This window comes from Nonomuraea rubra, from assembly GCF_014207985.1.
In the GTDB taxonomy this organism is placed as follows: domain Bacteria; phylum Actinomycetota; class Actinomycetes; order Streptosporangiales; family Streptosporangiaceae; genus Nonomuraea; species Nonomuraea rubra.
The window spans coordinates 2,762,722-2,784,091 of sequence record NZ_JACHMI010000001.1 but is presented as its reverse complement, the minus strand read 5'-3'; the positions used below and the strand labels follow the sequence as shown (position 1 = coordinate 2,784,091).

Genomic DNA, 21,370 nt, shown 5'->3' with positions numbered 1-21,370 from the left:
TAGCAATGTGACTACGATGAGTCCGGTGGCTCGGTCGTGCGTGCGGGGCGTGCAGGAGGGGGAGCGATGGCGGGGTTCCTGGCCCGCAGGCTGCTCAACTACGCCGTGCTCGTGGTCGTGGCCGCCAGCCTGGCCTACCTTCTGGCGGCGACGGCCCTCGATCCCCGCTCCAACTACGCCGACCGCACCCCCAAGCCGCCGCCCGCCGTGGTCGACGCCCAGCTCACCGCGCTCAACCTCAACGACAGGACACCGCTGCTGCAGCGCTACGCCGTCTGGGCGGGCGGCGTGCTGCGCGGCGACTTCGGCCGCACGGTGGCCGGCGCGCCGGTCAACGAGGACCTCAAGCGCCGCATGGGCGTGACGTTCCGGCTGGTCATCCTGGGGCTGGTGTGCGGCAGCCTGCTCGGCGTGCTCGTGGGCGCGCTGGCGGCGGTCCGGCAGTACGGCTGGTTCGACCGGCTGTCCACCGGGCTGTCGTTCCTGGTGCTGGCGGTGCCGGTGGTGGTGCTGGCCAACATGCTGATCCTGATCGCGGCGTGGGCCAACCAGCACCTGTTCGGCCGCCAGGTGCTGCTGGTCAGCGGCGAGTACAGCGCCGACGTCGAGGGCCTGTGGAACCAGGTGGTGGACCGGCTGCAGCACCTGATCCTGCCGACGGTCTCGCTGTCGGTCGGCCTGATCGCGGTGTTCAGCCGCTACCAGCGCAACATGATGCTCGACGTGCTCGGCGCCGACTTCGTCCGTACGGCCAGGGCCAAGGGGCTGAGCAGGCGCAGGGCGCTGACCCGGCACGCGCTGCGCACCGCGATGATCCCGGTGGCGACCTACTTCGCGTTCACGTTCGGGGCGCTGCTGACGGGCGCCACGTTCACGGAGAAGATCTTCGGCTGGCACGGGCTGGGCGAGCAGCTCATCAACTCGATCTTCAGCAACGACGTCAACACCGTCGCCGCCATCTCGCTGCTGGCGGCCGTCTCCATCCTGTGCGCCTCGCTGGCCTCCGACCTGCTGCACGCCGCGCTCGACCCGAGGGTGCGGGCCTGATGACGCTGTCGCAGGAGGAGCAGGCCGAGGAGCTCGCCGGCGGCGTGCCGACCAGGGCGCCGTCCAGGGCGCGGATGGTCGCCGGGCGGTTCTTCCGCTCCGCGCAGGGGCTGATCGGGTTCGCGGTGCTGGCGCTGATGTTCCTGCTGGCCTTCGTGGGGCCGCTGTTCAGCCCGTGGACCTACACCGACAAGGACTTCACCGCGTTCATGCAGCCGCCGTCGGCACGGCACTGGTTCGGAACGCTCCAAACGGGCTCCGACGTGTTCGCCGTGACGCTGCGCGGCATGCAGAAGTCGCTGGTCGTCGGGCTGCTGGCGGCCCTGGTCTCCACGGCGCTGGCGGCGGTCGTGGGCGCGTTCGCGGGCTACTTCCTGGGCTGGACCGACCGGGTGCTGAGCTGGGTGACCGACCTGCTGCTCGTGCTGCCCGCGTTCCTGATCCTGGCGATCCTGTCGCCGCTGTTCGGGCCGGGGCAGTGGCCGCTGTTCGTGGTCATGCTGGCGCTGTTCCTGTGGATGGTGACCTCGAAGATCGTGCGGGGGATGGCGATCTCGGTGAAGGAGCGCGAGTTCGTCCAGGCGGCCCGCTACATGGGCGTGCCACCGGTGCGGATCATCTTCCGCCACGTGATCCCCAACCTGTCGTCGCTGCTCATCGTGGACGCCACGCTCAACGTCAGCAGCGCGATCCTCACCGAGACGTCGCTGTCGTACTTCGGGTTCGGCATCCAGCCGCCCGACGTGTCGTTCGGCACGCTCATCGCCGACGGCTCCAAGACCGCGGTGTACGCGCCGTGGACGTTCTGGTTCGTGGCCGGGCTGCTGGTGGTCACCGTGCTGGCGGTCAACCTCGTCGGCGACGCGCTGCGTGACGCGTTCGACCCCTCCTCCGGGAGGGCGTGATGGACAAGCCGGTGCTGGAGGTCACCGATCTCAACGTGTCGTTCGGCGACGTGCGGGCCGTGCGCGGGGTGAGCTATGCCGTACGCCCTGGCGAGGTGCTCGGCATCGTGGGCGAGTCGGGCTCGGGCAAGTCGGTCACCTCGGCCGCGGTGATGGGCCTGCTGCCCCCGGGGGCGCGCGTCACCGGCTCGGTACGCCTGCGCGGCAGGGAGCTGATCGGCGCGCCCGAGCGGGCCCTGAACTCCTTGCGCGGCAAATCCATGTCGATGGTCTTCCAGGACCCGCTGTCCGCGCTCACCCCGGTCTACCGGGTGGGCGACCAGATCGCCGAGGCCGTGCGCGTGCACCAGCGGGTCGGCAAGGAGACGGCCCTGGTCAAGGCGATCGAGCTGCTGGAGCTGGTGGGCATCCCGCGGCCGGCCGAGCGGGCGCTGGCCTTCCCGCACGAGTTCTCCGGCGGCATGCGGCAGCGCGTGGTGATCGCGATGGCCATCGCCAACGACCCCGACGTGATCATCTGCGACGAGCCGACCACCGCGCTCGACGTGACCATCCAGGCGCAGGTGCTGGAAGTGCTCAAGCGGGCGCAGGCCAAGACCGGCGCGGCCATCATCATGATCACGCACGATCTGGGGGTGGTGGCCGGGTTCGCCGACCGGGTGCTCGTCATGTACGCCGGGAGGCCCGTCGAGGTGGGCGGCGTGGACGACATCTACTACCGCTCGCGGATGCCGTACACCGCGGGGCTGCTCGGCTCCGTCCCGCGGGTCGACCGGGGCGGGCGGCAGCCGCTGACGCCCATCGAGGGCAATCCGCCCTCGCCGGCCGCGCTGCCGCCAGGCTGCCCGTTCGCGCCGCGCTGCCCGATGCGGATCGCCGCGTGCGACGAGGCGGAGCCGCCGCTGTTCGAGGTGGGCCCGGCGCACCGGGCGGCGTGCATCCGGTGGGAGGAGGCGCATCCGCGCGGCCCGGGCCGGCACGAGGCGCCGGCCGAGGGCCCCCGGCTACGCGTGCGCGGCGAGCGCCCCGTGCTGGAGGTGCACCACCTGGTCAAGGACTACCCCCTGCTCAAGGGCGCGGTGTTCAAGCGCCGGGTGGGCACCGTGCACGCGGTGGCCGGGGTCAGCTTCGACCTCCGGCAGGGCGAGACGCTGGGGCTGGTCGGCGAGTCGGGCAGCGGCAAGACGACCACGCTGACGCAGATCCTGGAGCTCGCCCCGCCCCAGGAGGGCGGCATCACCGTGCTCGGGCACGACATCGCCAGGCTGGGCAGGGCCGAGCGCAGGGAGATCCGGCGCGACATGCAGGTCGTCTTCCAGGACCCGCTGGCCTCGCTCGACCCGCGCATGACCGTGCACGACATCCTGGCCGAGCCGCTGCGTACGCACGGGCGGGGCGACTCTGGGCGGCGGGTGCGCGAGTTGCTCGCCCTGGTCGGCCTCGACCCCTCCCACGCCGCCCGCTACCCGCAGGACTTCTCCGGCGGGCAGCGGCAGCGCATCGGCATCGCCAGGGCGCTGGCGCTGGAGCCCCGGCTGCTGGTGCTCGACGAGCCGGTCTCCGCGCTCGACGTGTCGATCCAGGCCGGCGTGATCAACCTGCTCGGCTCGCTCAGGGCCAGGCTCGGGCTGTCCTACCTGTTCGTGGCGCACGACCTGGCGGTGGTGCGGTACATCGCCGACCGGGTGGCCGTGATGTACCTCGGCAGGATCGCCGAGATCGGCCAGGTGGACGCGGTCTACGACAGTCCGGCCCATCCGTACACCCAGGCGCTGCTCTCGGCGATCCCGCTGCCCGATCCGGCTCGCGAGCGTGCCCGCGAGCGGATCCTGCTCGAAGGCGACCTGCCCAGCCCGGCCAACCCTCCGACGGGCTGTCGATTCCGCACCAGGTGCCCCAAGTTCCGCACGGAGCTCACCGACCAGGAGCGCGAGCTCTGCGTCGGCGTCGAGCCCGAGGTGCGGCCCGTGGGCGAGGACCAGGGTGCGGCCTGCCATTACGCAGAGAGACGCGAAGTCGTCTAGACCTCGCTCGATCCAGGAGGAATTTCCCGCGATGAAAGCATCACGTCTGGTCGTGGCCGTCGCCGTGGCGGTTTCGCTGCTGCCCGCGGGCTGCGGCGGAGGCCAGGGAAGCGGCCCGGGAGGCCAGGACAGCGCCGGGGACGAGCGGACGATCAAGGCTTCCGACCTCAACCCGCAGCCACGCGAGAAGGTCAAGGACGGCGGGACACTGCGCTGGGGCATCAACGAGTTCCCCACCCAGTGGAACCGCAACCACGTCGACGGCAACCTGGCGATGGCGGCCGTGATCAGCAACGCGCTGCTGCCGTCGCCGTTCACGTCCAACGAGAAGGCCGAGATCTCGGTGGACCCCGACTACGTGCTCGACGCCAAGGTGACCGAGCAGCGGCCGAAGCAGGTCGTGACGTACACGCTGAACCCGAAGGCCAGGTGGTCCGACGGGAAGCCGATCACGTGGGCCGACTACCAGGCGCAGTGGCAGGCGCTCAGCGGGCGTGACCCTGCCTTCCACATCGTCTCCTCGACCGGCTACCAGGACATCGAGAAGGTGGCCAGGGGCAAGGACGACCACGAGGTGGTGGTGACGTTCCGCAAGCCGTTCGGTGACTGGCAGGCGCTGTTCGGGCCGCTGCTGCCGGCCGCCACCAACAGCAGCGCGCAGGCGTTCAACAACGCGTGGGTGAACAGGATCCCGGTGACGGCGGGGCCGTTCAAGTTCGGCGGGTTCGACCAGACGGCCAAGACGATCACGATCGTGCGGGACGCCGCGTGGTGGGGCGAGCGGGCCAAGCTGGACAAGATCATCTATCGGGCGTCGGAGCAGGACTCGCTGATCGGGGCGTTCAACAACGGCGAGCTCGACGTCATCGACGTCGGCACGTCCGCGCCGGACTACGCGCGCGCCAAGACCACGGCGGGCGCGCAGGTCCGCCAGGCGGCCGGCCCCGACTTCCGGCATATCACCTTCAACGGCTCCAGCGAGCTGCTCAAGGACCGCAACGTCCGGCAGGCCATCCAGCTCGGCATCAACCGCCAGGCCATCGCCCAGTCGGACCTCCAGGGGCTGGACTGGCCGATCGCGCTGCTCAACAACCACTTCTTCATGAACACCCAGGAGGGTTACCAGGACAACGCGGGAGCGCTGGGCGTCTACAACCCGGCCAGGGCCAAGCAGCTGCTCGACGCGGCCGGATGGAAGCTGAACGGCGCGGTCAGGCAGAAGGACGGCAAGCCCCTCGACCTGCGGTTCGTGGTGCCGTCCGGGGTGCAGATCAGCAAGGCGGAGGGCGAGCTGGTGCAGAGCATGCTCGGCCAGATCGGCGTCAAGATCACGATCAAGGCCGTGCCCAGCGACGACTTCTTCACCAAGTACGTGATCCCGGGGAACTTCGACCTCACCCCGTTCGCCTACATCGGCACCCCGTTCCCCGTCTCCAGCAGCTACGGCATCTACGCCAACGCCACCAACGGGCAGAACTGGAACGCCAACTTCGGCCGCACCGGGTCGCCGGCCATCGACGAGGCCATGAACAGGGCCGCGCAGAGCCTCGACCCCGTACGCGCCCGGGCAGCCACGCAGGCGGCCGACCGCCTCATCTGGCAGGAGGTGAACGTGCTGCCGCTCTACCAGCGACCCCAGATGGTGGCCGTACGGCAGGAGCTGGCGAACATCGGGGCCCGCGGCTTCGACGACCTGCGCTACCAGGACATCGGCTTCACGGACTGAACCTGTCCGCGATCGGGTGTAGAACTTGCCGGGTGAAAGTGACGTGGTCCCAGATCCTGGCCTGGCGGCTGAGCCGGCAGTTCGTGAGCGCGGCCGACGGCGCCGGCGCGGTGGCGGTCGCGCGGCGGCTGTGCGGGGTGCAGGCGCAGGTCGCCTCCTCGGCCCGGCTCGCGGTGGCGGTCAGGAGCGCCCGGCCCGATCCCGGGGAGATCGACCGGGCGCTGTGGAGCGAGCGCACGCTCGTCAAGACGTGGCTCATGCGGGGCGGCACCCTGCACCTGGTGCCGTCGGACCAGCTCGCCGACTACTGCTCGGCGCTGAGCACGCTGCGTTTCTGGGAGAAGGGCGCGTGGCTGCGCGGCCAGGGCGTCACCGCCGGGGAGATCGCGGCCGTCATCGACGCCGTGCCGGCCGCGCTCGGCGAGCGGTGCCTGACCAGGGAGGAGCTGGTCGACGCCGTGGTGGCGCGGACGGGCGACACGCACCTGCGGGAGGCCCTGGCCTCCGGCTGGGGCGCGCTGCTCAAGCCGCTGAGCCGGCTGGGCGAGCTGTGCTACGGGCCGCCGCGCGCGGGCAAGGTGACGTTCACCACGCCCCGGTCCTGGATCGCGGGCTGGCCCGCCTCGCTGCCGCCGCAGGAGGAGGCGGGGGTGCGCCTGGTGCGGGCGTTCCTGGGCGCGCACGGGCCGGCCACGCCGCGGATGTTCGACACGTGGCTGTTCGGGGGGACGGCGCCCAAGGCCGTGCTGAAGGGGTGGTTCCGGGAGCTGGCACCCGAGCTGACGGAGGTGGAGGCCGACGACGGCACCACGCTGCTCGCCCTGACCGAGCACCTAGGCTCGCTCGCCGCCACCGCGCCCTCGTCCGAGGTGCACCTGCTGCCCGGCTTCGACCAGTACATCCTGGGCGCGCCGCGTGACCTCGCGCCGCTGCTGCCGCCGGAGCTCAAGGCCAGGGTGAGCAGGCAGGCCGGCTGGATCTCGCCCGTCGTCGTCCACGAGGGGCGGGTGGCCGGGGTGTGGGAGGCCAAGGGCGGGGACCTCGCTGTCGAGCTCGCCGCCCCTGTGCCCCGGGCGCCGCTGGACGCGGCGGTTTCGCGCATGCGCGAACTGCTCGGCGCGTTCAGCGCCTAGCTTCGTGGTGCAAGGACCGCTCTCAGGCCCCGTCGTCAGGCCGTGGTACCGGCCATGACGCGGTCGACGATGCCCTTGGTGCCCTCCTCACGCGCGCAGTGGGCGCAGCAGTACCAGTGCTCGCCCGACTGCACGCCGTGCCCGATGACCTTGGTGCCGCAGTGCTCGCAGATGGGCGCCATCGCCTCGATCGCGCACTGGAAGCAGTCGAAGGTGTGCACCGATCCCTGCGCGTGCACCTCGAAGGCCATGTCGTAGTCGTTACCACAGGTCTCGCAGACAGCCATGGTGATCCCCTTCGCAGTCGATCCGCCCGGGGGGATACCCGGATCCGTGGTCTCTTTTCCCCAAGAAAGCACCATATTCAGGCTCGTGCACGCTCGAACGCGGCCCGGGCGACGAGGGGCAGGCCCAGCAGGCCCAGCGCGGCCAGGGCGGCGGGCAGCCCGAGCCACCCGCTCAGCCCCGCCACCAGCAGCGGGCTCACCACGAACCCCGTGTACGAGATCGTGGACACCCCCCACACCATCGTCCCGCTGGGGTCGTCGGCCGCGGCCCGGCTGAGCAGGGCGGGCACCACCGGCCCGAGCGCCAGCCCGGTGAGCCCGAACCCGGCCAGCGAGACCAGCGCTCCCCCGCCGAGCCCGGCCAGCGCGATCCCGGCGCCGCCGCCCGCGCCCGCCACCAGGAACAACACGTTCAGCGGCGTCCTGGGCAGCGCCTGGGCGACCAGCCGCCCGGCCGTCAGCGCCGCCATGTAGACCGCGGGCGCGGCGCTGGCGACCAGCGGCGTCGCTCCCCGGTGCTCCTCCAGCAGCAGGACCGACCACTGCTCCACCGAGTTCTCGATGATCAGGACGCAGGCGGCCAGCACCCCCAGGACGACCGCCGCGCCCCACAACCGCCGCCCGTCGCCCCTGCCCGGCTCCGGCAGCCCGCGCCCCAGGGGCAGGGCCAGGAGGGTGAGCGAGGTGGCGGCCACGATCACGGCGATGATCAGGAGCACGGTGGCGACGCCGAGCCCGTACGAGCGGGCCAGGCCGGTGAGCGGGGCCGCGGCGATGACCGCCACCGGGAAGGCGGCGTGCACCGGCTGGAAGAGGCGGCGGCCGGTCTCACGCTCGGCACGTCCCGTGGCCAGGTTCAGCGCGATGTCGAGGGCGCCGCTGGTGGCGCCGACGAGCAGCAGGGCCAGCGCGAGCTGCCAGGCGTCCTGGGCCAGCCCGATGGCGGCCACGGCGAGCGCGAACAGGATCATGGTCGCCGCCAGCGCGCCGCGTTCGCGTCCCCTGGCAAGCCGTCCGGCCAGCGTCATCGCCGGCAGGGCGCCCACCGGTACGGCACTGAGCGCCAGGCCGAGGTCGCCGGCCGTGAGGCCGAGCTCCAGCTTGATGGCGGGCAGCAGGGCCGACCACGACCCCCAGAACACGGCCCACGCCGCGCAGATCGCGATCAACGGCATCTACCAGCACTCCTTGAAATTCCGGTCAAGACACAGTAAAGATCAGCCTTGCCCACATACCCCTTCGAAAGGAAGCTCGTGCTCCTCCGCTCGGTCCTCGCGGCCACCCTCGTCGCCGCCGGCATCGCCGCCGTCCCGTCCTCCGCGTACGCCGCCTCGGCCGCGTACAGCCCCGAGCGCGTCTGCGGCAAGGGCTTCCACCGGGTCAAGGACGGGCACCGCGCGATGCGGACGCGCGACGGGGCCGTGTTCGGCCACGTGTACCTGATGTATAGCAAGCGCAGCGGCAAGAACTGCGTCGCCGCGATCAAGACGGCCTACGCCGGCAGGCGCACGGTCACCGGCGCCTACCTGGAGGTCCGGGGCGGCGGCCGCAGCGAGGACGTGCAGCGCTACAAGTACTACGCCGAGACCGGGCACCTCGAGGGCGCCTGGAAGTGCGTCAGGTACGAGGGCTGGACCCGCGACCCCGGCAACCGCGTCACGGCCTGGGGCGGGCGCAAGAGCTGGGGCAACTGCGACGGCTGATCGGGGGTAGGGGATCCTCTGACGGTCCAGCCGAACCTTTTTCGCCGTAACTGTCACAACGGGACGGGCTGTCCCGTCCTGCTCGTGCGTACGACGAAACCTAGGAGGTTCACATGACCCAGCGGATCAATGTCGCCCAGCATGTCCCCGAGCTCTACCACCACTTCCTGGCGGTCGAGAAGCTGCTGCACGACAGCGAGCTGCCGACCACCACGATCGAGCTGGTCAAGCTGCGTGCCAGCCAGATCAACGGCTGCGGCTACTGCGTGGACATGCACAGCCGTGACATGAAGAAGGCCGGTGAGAGCGACGAGCGGCTGTGGTCGGTGGTGACGTGGCGTGAGGCCACGGTGTTCACCCCGGCGGAGCGGGCCGCGCTGGCGCTGACGGAGGAGGCGACCAGGCTGCCCGACCGGGAGGCCGTGCCGGACGAGGTGTGGCGGCAGGCCGCCGAGCACTACAGCGACAAGCAGCTCGCGCTGCTCATCGCGGCCATCGCGATGATCAACGCCTGGAACCGGATCGGCGTCACCGCGCGCCTGACCCCCGGCCACTGACCGGGAGCCCCCGCTCGTCCGTAGAAATGCATTGAGCGGGCGCGCCTGCCCGGATTAGGTTGGCGCGCATGGCGGGCGTCCAGCGCCCGTCATGCCGCCTCCAAGCGGCGCGGACGCGCTTCGGAAGGGGGAGACCATGAAACGCGTCAGGATCGCCAGGCCCGCGGCCAAGCGGCGCACCTGGCCGGCCGAGCTGGATCTACGCTCGCCGGCGGGTCGCAGGCTTCCCTATTGACGTGCTCCTTACACAGAGCTTACGGGGGTATCGATAGATAACAGAGATAACAGGAACATCACGGGGGGCTCACGATGAAGAGGCTTGTGGTGGTGCCGCCACCCGTCGCGCGGCACAAGATCCGCGACATCCGTTCGGCCGGCCGCCGCAAGCCCCCCGCCGATCCCAAGGTGATCGATCTGCACGCCTACACCGGCAGGAACGTCATCCGCTTCCCCGGGGGGCCCACTCCGGCCGCCTGAGGGCCGGAGCGGGGGTGCGGGCGTCAGCCGTACAGGCGCTTGGCGTAGCTCTCGCCGTAGTAGCTCTCCAGCTGTTCGAGGCTCTCCTCGACCGGCTGCACCTCCTTGACCAGCCTGGCGTGCGACGGCAGCGTGTCGGGGGCCCAGGAGTCGGGCTTCCACAGGGCCGAGCGCAGGAACGCCTTGGCGCAGTGGAAGAAGATCTGCTCGATCTCGACCACGAGCGCGAGGTGCGGGCGGTGGCCCTTCACGATCAGCTCGTCGAAGAACGGGGCCTCGCGGACGAGCCGGGCCCGGCCGTTGATGCGCAGGGTCTCGTTCCTGCGGGGAATCATGAAGATCAACCCCACGTGCGGATTTTTCAGGATGTTGAGAAATCCGTCCGCCCTGCGGTTTCCCGGGCGGTCCGGGATCGCGATCGTGGTGTCGTCGATGACGTGCACGAAACCGGCCGGGTCACCCTTGGGCGAGACGTCGCAGTTGCCCGCCTCGTCCGAGGTGGCGATGAGGCAGAACGGCGAGGCCGCCAGCCACTCGCGGTCGCGCTCGTGCAGGCGCTGCCGTTCCTTGGTCGCGGCCCTCGGCATGACCTCGCCGAGCAGCTCGCGCAGCTCGGCCTCCGACCCGATCTCGGCCCAGCTCATGTGATCTCCCTTCGGGGGTAACACCCCATTTTGTCAGGGAATCGGGTCGAGCATCCGGTGTGGCGTCCGAAGGGCGAGACTGACCTGATCCTTGCGCGTGTCGGCGGCCAGGCCGGGGCCGGGCCGCATCTCGACGTCCTCCAGCTTGACGGTGCCGCCGCAGGTCGGGCAGTACGACGTGGGCTCCAGCCGGCCCCCGCAGATCACGTGGTGGAACACGCGGAGGGGGCCCCGCGTGGCGAGGTTCCGCTCGCCCCACTGGGCCAGCGCCAGCACGGGCAGCCAGAGCTCGTGGCCGACGGGGGTCAGGACGTACTCGTCTCGGGGTGGCGTCTCCTGGTAGCGGCGGCGTTCGAGCACGCCGGCCTCGACGAGTGCGGCCAGCCGCTGCGACAGCACCGCCTTCGGGATGTCGAGGTGGGCCTGGAAGTCGCCGAAGCGGCGCACGCCGTACATGGCGTCGCGGACGATGAGCAGCGTCCAGCGCTCGCCGATCACCTCCAGGGCGCTGGCCAGCGCGCAGCGCTGACCTTCGTAGTTCTTGCCGAGTGCCATGCGGTCCATGCTAGTTCATTCACCGAACCGTGCTAGTCTGCGCGCCATGAGTTCAATCACTGAACCGACTGTGCGCCCGTGGACGCTCGCCGTGGCCTCGTCGGTGCCGCTGCTCGTGCTGACCAACTTCACGCTGCCGATGGCGACGCTGCCGCAGACCGCCGCGTCGCTGGGAGCGGGGCCGACGGGGCCGGTGTGGATCCTGGGCTCGATCGCGCTCGGGCTGGCCTCCCTGTTGCTGGTGGCCGGCGGGCTGGCCGACGACCACGGGCGCAGGCGGGTGCTCGTGGCGGGGACCTCCGTGATGGGCGCCGCCGAGGTCGTGGCCGCGCTCAGCGCGAACGTGCCGGTGTTCGTGCTGGCCAGGCTGGTGCAGGGCGGGGCGGGGGCGGCCATGCTGGCCGCGAGCCTGGGCATCGTGGGGCACACCTACCCGACTGGCGCGCGGCGGGTGCGGGCGACCGCGCGGTACGGGGCCATGATCGGGCTGGGCACGGCCGTGGGGCCGCTGCTGTCCGGGGTCCTGGCCACGGTGGCGAGCTGGCGGTCGGCGTACTGGGTGATGGCGGCCGGCGCGCTGGTGCTGGCGGCCGCGTCGGCGCGGACCCTGGAGGAGTCTCGCTCGGCGGTGCCGCGCAGGTTCGACGTGCCCGGGGTGGTGCTGCTCAGCCTGGGCGTGGCGGCGCTGGTCGCCGGGGTGACCGAGGGGCGGGCCGGGTGGACGCGGCCGGTCGTGCTCGTGGCGTTCGTGCTGGCCGTGGTGCTGGTGGGGGCGTTCGTGGCGGTCGAGCGGCGGCGGGCCGAGCCGCTGCTGGACCTGGAGTTGTTCCGGCGGCCGGTGTTCCTGGTGGCGACCGGCGGGGCGGTGGTCGTGGGGGCGGCGGTGGTCGGGCTGCTCAGCTACCTGCCGACCGTGCTGCAGACGGTCCACGGGCTGACGCCGCTCGACACGGCGCTGCTGTTCTGCGTGTGGTCCGGGCTGTCGGTCGTGGCCTCGCTGATGGGCGGGCTCGTGCCGCTGCGGGCCGCCGGGCGGCTGGCCCTCGGGCTCGGGCTGAGCGCGGCCGGGTTCACCGGGCTGCTGGGGGTGGGCTTCTCGCTCTCGCTGCCGCTGGTCGTCGGCGGGCTGGCGGTGAGCGGGATCGGATCCGGGCTGATCAACTCCTCGATCACGCACCTGGCGATCGAGAGCGTGCCCGCGCATCGGGTGAGCATGGGCTCCGGGGCGAACAACACCGCCAGGTACATCGGGTCGTCGCTGGGGGCCGCCGGGGTCGCGGCGGTCGTCGGGGGCCTCGGGCCCGGGCAGGGGGCCGTGGTCGCGGTGGCCGGGTGCGTGGTGCTGACGGGCGTCACGGCGCTCGCCGCGCTGCTCGTCCGGGCTTGAGTCCCGCTTCTACCGGCCTTCTACCAGCGGCGGGCGCGGGCCATCGCGCCGAGGAGGGCGTCGCGTTCCATGGCGAACCTGCGCGGCTCCACGCCCTGCCGTTCGGCCCGCAGGTGCAGCATGGTCAGCTCGGTGGCCGCCTGCTGGTAATCGCTCATGGCCTGGCCGAGCCCCGCTCCCCTGGCCCACTTGCGGGCCGCCTTGCGCGCGGACAGCGTGGTGAGCATCCGTACGTCGGCGTCGCTGACCAGCCCCGTCTGGCCGTACGCGGGCAGGTAGAAGGCCATCCTGGCGATGAGGTGCCGGCGCTCGACGACCGTCACGACGATGAGCAGCACCAGGGCCGCCATGATGACCAGGTAGGCCACGCCCACCCACTCGAGCGAGCCGGTGGTGGCCGCGCCGTTCCAGAGGCCGTGCAGGAAGACCGCGCCCACGTAGCCGAACGGGATCGCGGCGTACCTGGCGGGGTTGCGGCGGGTCAGCGCGTACGCGACGCCGAGGCCGATCATGGAGGTGTAGATGGGATGGCCGAGCGGGTCGATCAGCCCGCGCAGCACGAAGAGCTGGACGGCCGCCCCCGCGCCGTCCTCGCCGAACGCCAGCAGGTAGTAGCCGACGTTCTCCACGGCGGCGAATCCGAGGCCGGCCATGGAGGCGTACACGATGCCGTCGGTCAGCCCGTCGATCTCGGCCCGCCGGCGCAGGAGCAGCAACAGGGCCGAGCCCTTGAGCGCCTCCTCCACGATCGGGGCGAGCACGACGGCGCCGATGTTCTCCACGGCGGTGGAGGTGTAGCCCGCCCTGACGAAGAACTCCTGGCCGACCAGCGTCAGCGCGATGCCCGCCACGATGGCCACCCCCGCGCCCCAGGCGAAGGCGAAGGCGAGGTGCAGCTTCGGCTCGGGTTCGAGCCTGTCGAGCGAGAGCACGGCCGCGAGCAGCACCGGCAGGGGCGCCACGGCCAGCAGCGCCGACAGGCCGAACCCGACGGGCCCGCCGGAGAACAGCATGATGGCCAGCACGGCCAGCGCGAGGACTCCGGAGACGACCAGGCCGATCAGCAGGGCCTTGCTGGGGCGCTGGGCGAGCGGGGGAGCAGTCATGGTGATGCCTCTCTTCCCGTTGGGTTCGCCCACTATGCGCGCCACGCATCTACAAGCGCTTAACGGTTGCTTGAATCGCGGTAGTAGGGATCCGCCACCACGGGCTCACCATCGGTGTACGCGTACACCTCCCGGCCGTTGATGAACACCTTCAGCGCCCGGCTCATGACGTCCAGCGGGTCACCGGACCAGATGACCACGTCACCGTCGAGCCCGGGCCGCAGCGCACCCACCCGGTCGTCCAGGCCCATGATCCGGGCGGGGTTGACGGTGATCGCGCGCAGCGCCGCCGCCGGGTCGAGCCCCTCCCTGACCGCGAACGTGGCCGAGTGCACCAGGAAGTGGATGGGCACCACGGGGTGGTCGGTGGTGATCGCCACCTCGACGCCCGCCCGGTCGAGGATGCCGGGGTTGCGCAGCGAGCGCTGCCGCAGCTCGACCTTCGACCGGCTGCCGAGCAGCGGGCCGATGATGACCGGCACGTTCCGCTCGGCCAGCGTGTCGGCCAGCAGGTGCCCCTCGGTGCCGTGGTTGATCACCAGGCGGTAGCCGAACTCGTCGGCCAGCCGCAGCGCGGTGGCGATGTCGTCGGCCCGGTGGGTGTGCTGGCACCAGGGCAGCTCGCCGTCCAGCACGCGGGCCAGGATCTCCAGCGTGCCGTCGCGGTCGAACGGCTTGCCCTCCTGCTCGGCGGCGGCCCTCCTGGCCCGGTAGTCCTGCGCCCTCATGAACGCGTCACGGATCACCGCGGCCACGCCCTGCCTGGTGGCGGGCAGCTTCTTCTGGTCGCCGTACACCCTCTTGGGGTTCTCACCGAGCGCGCTCTTGACGCTCACCGGCTCCTTGAGCAGCATCTCGTCCACCGACCTGCCCCAGCACTTGAGCGCCACGGTCTGGCCGCCGATCGGGTTGGCCGAGCCCGGCTTGATCACCGCGGTGGTGACCCCGCCGGCCAGCGCGTCGCCGAAGGCCAGGTCGGCCGGGTTGATGGCGTCGAGCGCGCGCAGCCGGGCGCCGTTGGGGTCGGTCATCTCGTTGGTGTCCTGACCGGCCCAGCCCTCGGCCTCCTCGTGCACGCCGAGATGGCCGTGGGCCTCCACGAAGCCGGGCAGCACCCAGGCGCCGGCGGCGTCCACGACCGGGGTGCCGTCCGGCACGGCCACGTCCAGGCCGACCGCGGCGATCTTCCCGTTCTGGATGAGCACGGTTCCGCCGTCGATGGGGTCGCCGTCGACGGGCACAACATATCCGCTGGTAATAGCAAGATTCATGACTCGTAACCTACCGGTGGATGGGTAGGGGGCCGAGATGATCTCGGATCTGTACAGACGATGGTTGCTCGAGCTCTGGAACGGTGAGTTCGAGCTGGCGTACGAGCTCGTCACCTCCGACTTCACCGGCCACTGGCCGGGCATGACGGTGTCGGGCCCCGACGGTCTGGTCGAGGCGCTGCGGCAGGGGCACGCGCCGTTCGACGACGTCAAGGTCACGCTGGACGTGGGGCCGATCGTGGACGGGGATCTGGTGTCGGCCAGGTGGACGTTCGCGGGCGCGTACCGGGGCGGGCTGCCCGGCGCGACGGCGGCGGAGGGCACCAGGATCGCGTTCAGCGGGCACGACATCCTGCGGGCCAGGGACGGGCGGTTCGCCGAGTACTGGGTGATCTCGGACGCGCAGACGTTCACTCGCCAGCTCGGTATAGGGTGATATTTCGCGATTTACAGGGGGATTCACGGGGGCAGGTGGATGGCGGAGAACCACGGTCCGGGCGCGGCCCCGGGCCCCGGGTCGCTGAGCGACGAGGAGCTGTCGAACCTGGTGGCCGAGCAGCGCTTCGGCGCGCTGGCCACGGTCAAGGCCGACGGGCGGCCGCAGTTGTCCACCGTGGCGTACACCTGGGAGCCGCGGCAGCGCGTGGTGCGGATCCCCACCATCGCCGACCGGCTCAAGGTGCGGCAGCTGCAGAAGGATCCGCGCTGCTCGCTCTACGTGGCCAGCGACGACTTCCGGTCGTTCGCGGTGGCCGAGGGCGAGGCGGAGCTGTCGCCCGTGAGCCTCGAACCGGGCGATGAGGTGGGGCTGGAGCTGCTGGGCATGCAGCCGCCGCTCGCCGACCCGATGCGCGAGCCGGCCTTTCTGCGGCAGATGGTGAGCGATCGGCGGCTGGTGATCCGGCTTCGGGTGTCACGCCTGTACGGGACCGCACTGGCCGTCAGCTGAGTCACGCCACCCGGCGAGCACCTGCGGCACCACCGCGCCAGTAGCGGCGGAGCCTTGTCCCGCCACCGTGTCGGGTGCGCGGCGGGGCCTTGCCAGGCGTGCGAGGCGGGCTTACGATCCGGCTAATTGTTAGGAAACTTTCTTTAATGAAAGGTCTCCGACGTGCGCCGATTAGCCACCCCCCTGATCGCCGTCCTCGTGATCATCGCCCTGTGCACCTTCCCGGCACAGGCCGCGAGCCGCCTCGTCGCCACGTTCACGCTGTCCGGCACCACCGGCACGTTCGTGGTGAGCAACCCGGGCACGACCGCCGTGACCGGCTGGTCGATCGTCTTCGAACTGCCCTCCGGAGTCACCGCCTCCAGCCCGCAGAACGCCACCATCAGGCAGAACGGCACCAAGGTCACCCTCACCCCCGCCTTCTACATCAACACCGTGCAACCGGGCCGGAACACCGAGCCGTACAGCCCCAGAATCACGCTCAGCTCCGCCGTCCAGCCGGTGAGCTGCCTGATCGACGGGGCGAACTGCGACGGCAGCGGCGGCGACCCGCCCGCCAAGCCGCCGGTCAGCGCCACGTACGACGTGAACGGGAGCGCGGCCAGGTTCGTGGTGGCCAACAACGGCACGGCCCCGCTCAACGGCTGGACGATCGTGTTCGACCTCCCGGCCGGGGTCACCGCGAGCAACGCCCAGCACGCCTCGCTCAGTCAGAGCGGCCACACGGTGACGCTCACGCCCGCGCACTACAACACGACCGTGAACGCGGGCGCGACCACCGAGCCGTACAGCCCGTCCTTCACCGTCAGCACCGCCGGCGCCGAGCCGGTGAGCTGCCGGATCAACGACGTCAACTGCGACGGCAGCCCCGACGCGCCGCCGGGCGCGCCCGGGAACCTGCGCTCCCCCGCCAGGACCACCAAGACCGTCACGCTGGCCTGGGACGCCGCCGCACCCGGCAGCCTGCCGATCACCGGGTACGAGGTCTACAACGGCTCCTCGGTCGCCGCCTCCGTCACCGGGACCACGGCGACCGTCTCCGGCCTGACGCCCTCGACCGCGTACACGTTCACCGTCAAGGCCAAGGACCGCAAGGGCACGCTGTCACCGGCGTCCACGCCGCTGGCGGTCACCACCCGTAACCCGTCCGACGACACGCAGCCGCCGGCCGCGCCGGGCGACCTGCGCAGCACGGCGAGAACGTCGTCCAGCGTCACGCTGACCTGGGCGGCCTCCTCCGACAATTCCGGCATCGCCAGCTATGACGTCTATGTCGGCTCATCCGTGGCGACGACCGTCTCCGGCACCACGGCGGTCGTCTCCGGGCTGTCGCCCTCCACCGAGTACACGTTCTCCGTGCGGGCCCGCGACCTGTACGACAACCTCTCGCCGGGCAGCGCGACGGTGAAGGTGACGACGGCGGACCTCGTCGAGAACGGCTACGCCCGCGTCGGATACTTCGTGCAATGGGGCATCTACGGCCGCCAGTACTTCGTCCGCAACCTCGACACCACCGGCGCGGCGGCGAAGCTGACCCACATCAACTACGCCTTCGCCAACATCGACCCGCAGAACCTCACCTGCCTGCAGGGCGTCACGAAGGGAACCAGCACCGACCCGCAGGACCCGAACCAGGGCGACGGCGCGGGCGACGCCGAGGCCGACTACGGCCGGCCGTTCAGCGCCGCGCAGTCGGTGGACGGCGTGGCGGACACCGGCTGGGAGAAGCTGCGCGGCAACTTCAACCAGCTCAAGAAGCTCAAGGCCAAGCACCCGCACCTCAAGGTGCTGATCTCGCTGGGCGGCTGGACGTACTCGAAGTACTTCTCCGACGTGGCGGCCACGGACGCGGCGCGCAAGAAGTTCGTGGCGTCCTGCATCGACATCTACATCAAGGGCAACCTGCCCGCCTACAACGGCGCGGGCGGCCCCGGCACGGCGGCGGGCGTCTTCGACGGCATCGACCTCGACTGGGAGTGGCCGGGCGCCGAGGGGCATCCGGGCAACCACGTCAGCCCGGCCGACAAGGCGAACAACACGCTGCTGATCGCCGAGTTCCGCCGCCAGCTCGACGCGCTGACGGCCACGACGGGCAGGCGATACCAGCTCACGGCGTTCACTCCGGCCGACCCGGCCAAGATCGCCGCCGGCTGGGACCTCCCCGAAGTCGCGAAATCTCTGGACATCTTCAATGTGCAGGGGTACGACTTCCACGGCGCCGGCAGCGACAACTCCTGGGAGCCGAACCGTACCGGCCACCAGGGCAACCTCCACCTCGACCCCGACAGCCCGTACGACCCGGACTTCAGCGTCGAGAAGGCCGTGGACGTCTACCTCCAGGCCGGGGTCCACCCCCGCAAGATGACCATCGGCCTGGCGTACTACGGCCGCGGCTGGCAGCGGGTGGCCGACGGCGGCAGGTACGGCGAGTGGCAGCAGGCGGGCGGCGCCGCGCCCGGCCAGTTCCAGGAGGAGGCCGGCACCCGCGGCTACACCAACCTGCTGGCCATGGTGCCCGGCTGCACGGTCAGGCATGACGAGCAGGCGGTGGCCACGTACTGCTTCACCGGTGACGGCGGGCAGTGGTGGACGTTCGACGACGCCTGGTCGATCGGCAAGAAGGCGGCCTGGCTGCGGAGCAAGGGGCTGCTCGGGGCGATGATCTGGGAGATGTCCGGCGACTCGGGCACCCTGACCACCGCACTCGACGCGGGCCTGCGCTAGCTCTCCAGCCGCCGGGGCGGGGCCGCCCACCAGCGCCCCGCCCCGGCATCCCCCTCTGCCGCCGCGCCGGGCCGGACCTGGCGGGGGTCCTGAGCGCCCTGGTCGGGGCGTTCGCGTGTCGAATGCTCACCCGCGCGGCGCCACAGCGTTACTCTGCTCTCAACTCCAAGTCACGCGATCTTGTCACCGTCGAGTCGTTGTCTCTCCCCAGCCGAGGAGACCCATGTTCAGGCGACTCGCCGTCCTCATCGCGACCTCCCTCTCCCTCACCATCCTCCCCCTCGCCACCCCCGCCGGCGCCGCGACCGTCCTCGACATCGCCCACCGGGGCGCCTCCGCCTACGCCCCGGAGAACACGATCGCCGCGTTCGAGCTGGCCGCCACGCAGGGCGCCGACCTGTTCGAGCTGGACGTCCAGGAGACCAAGGACCACGAGCTGGTCCTGATGCACGACACGACGCTGTCCCGCACCACGGACGCCGAGCAGGTCTTCCCCGGCCTGTCCCCGTGGAACGTCGGCGACCTCACGCTCGACCAGATCCGCGAGCTGGACGCCGGTTCCTGGCTGTCCGGCAAGTACGACGGCGAGCGCGTGCCCACCCTCGGCGAGGCGCTGCGCGAGATGAGCGGCTCCGGCCTGGGCCTGCTGCTGGAGATCAAGGCCCCGGAGCGCTACGCGGGGATCGAGGCCCGCATCGCCGCCGAGCTGCGCCGCCACCCCGCCTGGCTGGCGCCGGGCAAGCTGGTGGTGCAGTCGTTCGACTGGGACTCGATGCGCACGTTCGACCGGCTGCTGCCCGAGGTGCCGATCGGGCTGCTCGGCACGCCCTCGACCGGGGAGCTGCCCGGGCTGGCCGAGTTCGCCGACCAGATCAACCCGCCGTACACGACGCTCACGGCCTCGTACGTCCGCCGCGTGCACGCCCTCGGCCTGGACGTCCTCACCTGGACCGTCGACAGCCCGACGGCCATGCGCCGCATGATCGCCTACAAGGTGGACGGCATCATCACCAACCGCCCCGACGTGCTACGCGACGTCCTCGACTCCTGAGCTGCCGCGACCGGGCGCGGGAACCGGGGTGATGGCGGCCCGGTCCCACGCCCCCCGCAGCGCCAGCCAGAAGATCAGCGCGTACCCCGCGAACAGTCCCAGCATCGCCGCCATCAGTGCCATCTCCGGCAGCCCGGTCGCGTCCATCAGGTAGTCGATCACCGCCACGTAGTCCCGCTCCGCCCAGTGCCACACCGCGTACACGATGAGCTGCAACAACGGGCTCACCGCGAACGCGGTGCCGGCCAGCGTCGCCAGCACCCGGGCGGAGCCGCGCCGCGCCCCCAGCAGCCCGATGGCCACCCAGGCCACCACCTGCGTGGCGAGCACTCCGGACACGGCCACCAGCACGTTGCCCCACGGGTCCGGAGTGTTCCGGTGGTAGTCGAGGCAGCAGTCCAGCCCGACGATCATGCTCTCGTTGCCGATCAGCCGCGCGACGGCCACCATGGCCAGCCTGTGCACCCCGTACAGCATCGCTCCGAACACCACGGCGAGCACCGCGATCCGCCTCATAACGGGAGCATGACCGACCGGAGCGCGCCCGATCCATGCCGCTGTCCGCTACTGGACATCCCCGCGCAGGTGCCGGGCGGTCTCGGCGTCGGCGGGAAAGTACGCCTCCAGCGCGATCTCCTCCAGCGTCACGTCGAACGCCGCCCCGAACGTCGTGATCGTGTTGAAGAAGCAGAGCTCCCGTCCCCGGTGCTCGATCCTGATGGGCAGGGCGATGTCGGTGGGCGCGTCCGCCACGGGGCCGCCGTCGTCCCCGTACTCCCGTACCTCCTCCAGCAGCGCGCTCAGCTCCGGGTCGCCGGAACGCGCCACCTGCCGGGCCAGCCTCGGCAGCAGGAACCCGCGCACCTGCGCCAGGTTCCGCAGCCGCGGCGCGAACCCGCCCGGGTGCAGGCCCAGCCGCATCAGGTTGACCGGCGGCTCCAGCAGCGCCGGGTCGACCCCGTCCAGGAAGATCTCGATCGCCGAGTTCGCGAGCAGCAGGTTCCACCGGTCGTCCACGGCCAGCGCGGGGAACGGCTCGTGCGCCCGCAGCACCTGCTCCAGCGCTCCGCGTGCCGCCGCGAGGTCGGGGTCGTCGAGCGGCCGCTGCCGGTAGGCGGGCGCGTGCCCGGCCGCGACGAGCAGCCGGTTGCGCTCGCGCAGCGGTACGCCCAGGTGCTCGGCCAGGTGGATGACCATCGAACGGCTGGGAATCGTCCGGCCCGTCTCCACGAAGCTGACGTGACGGGCCGACACGTCCGCCTGGATGGCCAGGTCCAGCTGGCTCAGCTCGCGCCGGTGCCGCCACTCGCGCAGCAGCTCACCGACCGGTCGATCGTCCCGCATGCGTGCCGTTCTAACCCATCCCGCCCGGCCCGCGCCATTACATGCCATGTAATCGACGGTCCCGGGCGGCGTCCGCGAGGGTGACGGCCATGAACAAGGACACCATCCTGAACGCCTTCGCCGAGTTCGCCTCCGGCAACCACGACATCCTCCACCCGCTCCTGCGGGAGGACTTCGTCGAGCACAGCCCCGGCAACCCGTCGGGGCGGGACGCGTGGACCGCGTTCATCAGGACCTCGCCCATCGCCGCCGCCCGCCTCGACCTCAAGCGGGTTATCGCCGAAGGCGACCTCGTCATGCTGCACTACCACCTGATCCCGGCGGGCGAGGAGCGCGGCCTCGCCGTCGTGGACATCTGGCGGCTGGAGGACGGGCAGATCGCCGAGCACTGGGATGTCGTGCAGCCGGTGCCGGAGCCTGACCGGATCCCGAACGGCATGTTCTGACCCGCAGGACGGCCGAAGGGGGGCCCGGACCTGG

At 71.2% G+C, this 21,370-nt stretch carries 22 protein-coding genes; 14 read left to right on the top strand and 8 right to left on the bottom strand.

Annotation, left to right across the window (positions count from 1 at the left end; all coding sequences use genetic code 11):
- Positions 1–66 precede the first annotated feature (66 nt).
- Genes HD593_RS12695 through HD593_RS12675 form a run of 5 tightly spaced genes read left to right on the top strand, consistent with a single transcriptional unit; the run spans position 67 to position 6,835 of the window.
- Positions 67–1,047: an ABC transporter permease gene (locus HD593_RS12695; protein ID WP_185102365.1), complete on the top strand. Its 981-nt coding sequence runs from the start codon at positions 67–69 to the stop codon at positions 1,045–1,047.
- A complete protein-coding gene (locus HD593_RS12690; RefSeq protein WP_185102364.1) occupies positions 1,047–1,952 on the top strand; it encodes an ABC transporter permease in 906 nt (301 codons plus the stop codon). Before HD593_RS12695 ends, HD593_RS12690 begins: the two co-directional genes overlap by 1 nt.
- On the top strand, positions 1,952–3,976 hold the full coding sequence (locus HD593_RS12685; protein ID WP_185102363.1) for a dipeptide ABC transporter ATP-binding protein: 2,025 nt from the start codon (positions 1,952–1,954) through the stop codon (positions 3,974–3,976). The genes HD593_RS12690 and HD593_RS12685 overlap by 1 nt, the downstream gene beginning before the upstream one ends.
- 31 nt (positions 3,977–4,007) lie before the next feature.
- Positions 4,008–5,702 (top strand): ABC transporter family substrate-binding protein, encoded by a 1,695-nt coding sequence (locus HD593_RS12680; protein ID WP_185102362.1) that lies wholly within the window; start codon positions 4,008–4,010, stop codon positions 5,700–5,702.
- Positions 5,703–5,734: 32 nt separating this feature from the next.
- On the top strand, positions 5,735–6,835 hold the full coding sequence (locus tag HD593_RS12675; protein WP_312903446.1) for a winged helix DNA-binding domain-containing protein: 1,101 nt from the start codon (positions 5,735–5,737) through the stop codon (positions 6,833–6,835).
- 35 nt (positions 6,836–6,870) lie between these two features.
- On the opposite strand, the gene HD593_RS12670 is transcribed toward HD593_RS12675, so the two are convergent.
- Positions 6,871–7,122 (bottom strand): hypothetical protein, encoded by a 252-nt coding sequence (locus tag HD593_RS12670; RefSeq protein ID WP_185102361.1) that lies wholly within the window; start codon positions 7,120–7,122, stop codon positions 6,871–6,873.
- Between the two features lie 77 nt (positions 7,123–7,199).
- Positions 7,200–8,297 carry an MFS transporter gene (locus tag HD593_RS12665; RefSeq protein ID WP_185102360.1) on the bottom strand — a complete coding sequence of 366 codons (1,098 nt, stop codon included), beginning with the start codon at positions 8,295–8,297 and terminating at the stop codon, positions 7,200–7,202.
- Between the two features lie 78 nt (positions 8,298–8,375).
- On the opposite strand from HD593_RS12665, the gene HD593_RS12660 reads away from it, so the two are divergent.
- From HD593_RS12660 to HD593_RS12650, 3 genes are all read left to right on the top strand, one after another.
- Positions 8,376–8,825 (top strand): hypothetical protein, encoded by a 450-nt coding sequence (locus HD593_RS12660; protein ID WP_185102359.1) that lies wholly within the window; start codon positions 8,376–8,378, stop codon positions 8,823–8,825.
- 113 nt (positions 8,826–8,938) lie between these two features.
- Positions 8,939–9,382 (top strand): carboxymuconolactone decarboxylase family protein, encoded by a 444-nt coding sequence (locus HD593_RS12655; RefSeq protein WP_185102358.1) that lies wholly within the window; start codon positions 8,939–8,941, stop codon positions 9,380–9,382.
- A gap of 309 nt (positions 9,383–9,691) precedes the next feature.
- Positions 9,692–9,859, top strand: a complete 168-nt coding sequence (locus HD593_RS12650) for a hypothetical protein (RefSeq protein WP_185102357.1) — start codon at positions 9,692–9,694, stop codon at positions 9,857–9,859.
- 23 nt (positions 9,860–9,882) lie between these two features.
- On the opposite strand, the gene HD593_RS12645 is transcribed toward HD593_RS12650, so the two are convergent.
- Positions 9,883–10,503, bottom strand: a complete 621-nt coding sequence (locus tag HD593_RS12645) for a pyridoxamine 5'-phosphate oxidase family protein (protein WP_185102356.1) — start codon at positions 10,501–10,503, stop codon at positions 9,883–9,885.
- A gap of 33 nt (positions 10,504–10,536) precedes the next feature.
- Positions 10,537–11,058 carry a winged helix-turn-helix transcriptional regulator gene (locus HD593_RS12640; RefSeq protein ID WP_185102355.1) on the bottom strand — a complete coding sequence of 174 codons (522 nt, stop codon included), beginning with the start codon at positions 11,056–11,058 and terminating at the stop codon, positions 10,537–10,539.
- Between the two features lie 46 nt (positions 11,059–11,104).
- On the opposite strand from HD593_RS12640, the gene HD593_RS12635 reads away from it, so the two are divergent.
- Complete coding sequence (locus tag HD593_RS12635; protein WP_185102354.1) at positions 11,105–12,445, top strand: MFS transporter; 1,341 nt, start codon at positions 11,105–11,107, stop codon at positions 12,443–12,445.
- 20 nt (positions 12,446–12,465) lie between these two features.
- Here HD593_RS12635 and HD593_RS12630 read toward each other — a convergent pair whose 3' ends face one another.
- A complete protein-coding gene (locus tag HD593_RS12630; RefSeq protein ID WP_185102353.1) occupies positions 12,466–13,551 on the bottom strand; it encodes a PrsW family intramembrane metalloprotease in 1,086 nt (361 codons plus the stop codon).
- Between the two features lie 59 nt (positions 13,552–13,610).
- Positions 13,611–14,822, bottom strand: coding sequence for an amidohydrolase (locus HD593_RS12625; RefSeq protein WP_185102352.1), 1,212 nt, complete (start codon positions 14,820–14,822; stop codon positions 13,611–13,613).
- A gap of 64 nt (positions 14,823–14,886) precedes the next feature.
- On the opposite strand from HD593_RS12625, the gene HD593_RS12620 reads away from it, so the two are divergent.
- From HD593_RS12620 to HD593_RS12605, 4 genes are all read left to right on the top strand, one after another.
- Positions 14,887–15,258, top strand: coding sequence for an ester cyclase (locus tag HD593_RS12620; RefSeq protein ID WP_246546483.1), 372 nt, complete (start codon positions 14,887–14,889; stop codon positions 15,256–15,258).
- A 39-nt stretch (positions 15,259–15,297) separates the two neighbouring features.
- Positions 15,298–15,771: a TIGR03618 family F420-dependent PPOX class oxidoreductase gene (locus HD593_RS12615; RefSeq protein WP_185102350.1), complete on the top strand. Its 474-nt coding sequence runs from the start codon at positions 15,298–15,300 to the stop codon at positions 15,769–15,771.
- 162 nt (positions 15,772–15,933) lie between these two features.
- The gene (locus HD593_RS12610; RefSeq protein ID WP_185102349.1) at positions 15,934–18,495 is read left to right on the top strand and encodes a glycosyl hydrolase family 18 protein; all 2,562 of its coding nucleotides are present in this window, start codon (positions 15,934–15,936) and stop codon (positions 18,493–18,495) included.
- A 223-nt stretch (positions 18,496–18,718) separates the two neighbouring features.
- On the top strand, positions 18,719–19,546 hold the full coding sequence (locus tag HD593_RS12605; protein WP_185102348.1) for a glycerophosphodiester phosphodiesterase: 828 nt from the start codon (positions 18,719–18,721) through the stop codon (positions 19,544–19,546).
- On the opposite strand, the gene HD593_RS12600 is transcribed toward HD593_RS12605, so the two are convergent.
- Positions 19,523–20,062 carry a hypothetical protein gene (locus HD593_RS12600; RefSeq protein WP_185102347.1) on the bottom strand — a complete coding sequence of 180 codons (540 nt, stop codon included), beginning with the start codon at positions 20,060–20,062 and terminating at the stop codon, positions 19,523–19,525. The genes HD593_RS12605 and HD593_RS12600 overlap by 24 nt on opposite strands.
- A gap of 48 nt (positions 20,063–20,110) precedes the next feature.
- Positions 20,111–20,890 (bottom strand): helix-turn-helix domain-containing protein, encoded by a 780-nt coding sequence (locus HD593_RS12595; protein ID WP_185102346.1) that lies wholly within the window; start codon positions 20,888–20,890, stop codon positions 20,111–20,113.
- An 89-nt stretch (positions 20,891–20,979) separates the two neighbouring features.
- Here HD593_RS12595 and HD593_RS12590 point away from each other — a divergent pair, with 89 nt between their 5' ends.
- Positions 20,980–21,336 (top strand): nuclear transport factor 2 family protein, encoded by a 357-nt coding sequence (locus HD593_RS12590; protein ID WP_185102345.1) that lies wholly within the window; start codon positions 20,980–20,982, stop codon positions 21,334–21,336.
- Positions 21,337–21,370: the final 34 nt, after the last annotated feature.

Coding starts and splice junctions, on each gene's coding strand:
- HD593_RS12695 (WP_185102365.1), top strand. CDS start 67: ATGGCGGGGTTCCTGGCCCGCAGGCTGCTCAACTACGCCGTGCTCGTG.
- HD593_RS12690 (WP_185102364.1), top strand. CDS start 1,047: ATGACGCTGTCGCAGGAGGAGCAGGCCGAGGAGCTCGCCGGCGGCGTG.
- HD593_RS12685 (WP_185102363.1), top strand. CDS start 1,952: ATGGACAAGCCGGTGCTGGAGGTCACCGATCTCAACGTGTCGTTCGGC.
- HD593_RS12680 (WP_185102362.1), top strand. CDS start 4,008: ATGAAAGCATCACGTCTGGTCGTGGCCGTCGCCGTGGCGGTTTCGCTG.
- HD593_RS12670 (WP_185102361.1), bottom strand. CDS start 7,122: ATGGCTGTCTGCGAGACCTGTGGTAACGACTACGACATGGCCTTCGAG.
- HD593_RS12665 (WP_185102360.1), bottom strand. CDS start 8,297: ATGCCGTTGATCGCGATCTGCGCGGCGTGGGCCGTGTTCTGGGGGTCG.
- HD593_RS12655 (WP_185102358.1), top strand. CDS start 8,939: ATGACCCAGCGGATCAATGTCGCCCAGCATGTCCCCGAGCTCTACCAC.
- HD593_RS12650 (WP_185102357.1), top strand. CDS start 9,692: ATGAAGAGGCTTGTGGTGGTGCCGCCACCCGTCGCGCGGCACAAGATC.
- HD593_RS12645 (WP_185102356.1), bottom strand. CDS start 10,503: ATGAGCTGGGCCGAGATCGGGTCGGAGGCCGAGCTGCGCGAGCTGCTC.
- HD593_RS12640 (WP_185102355.1), bottom strand. CDS start 11,058: ATGGCACTCGGCAAGAACTACGAAGGTCAGCGCTGCGCGCTGGCCAGC.
- HD593_RS12635 (WP_185102354.1), top strand. CDS start 11,105: ATGAGTTCAATCACTGAACCGACTGTGCGCCCGTGGACGCTCGCCGTG.
- HD593_RS12630 (WP_185102353.1), bottom strand. CDS start 13,551: ATGACTGCTCCCCCGCTCGCCCAGCGCCCCAGCAAGGCCCTGCTGATC.
- HD593_RS12625 (WP_185102352.1), bottom strand. CDS start 14,822: ATGAATCTTGCTATTACCAGCGGATATGTTGTGCCCGTCGACGGCGAC.
- HD593_RS12615 (WP_185102350.1), top strand. CDS start 15,298: ATGGCGGAGAACCACGGTCCGGGCGCGGCCCCGGGCCCCGGGTCGCTG.
- HD593_RS12605 (WP_185102348.1), top strand. CDS start 18,719: ATGTTCAGGCGACTCGCCGTCCTCATCGCGACCTCCCTCTCCCTCACC.
- HD593_RS12600 (WP_185102347.1), bottom strand. CDS start 20,062: ATGAGGCGGATCGCGGTGCTCGCCGTGGTGTTCGGAGCGATGCTGTAC.
- HD593_RS12595 (WP_185102346.1), bottom strand. CDS start 20,890: ATGCGGGACGATCGACCGGTCGGTGAGCTGCTGCGCGAGTGGCGGCAC.
- HD593_RS12590 (WP_185102345.1), top strand. CDS start 20,980: ATGAACAAGGACACCATCCTGAACGCCTTCGCCGAGTTCGCCTCCGGC.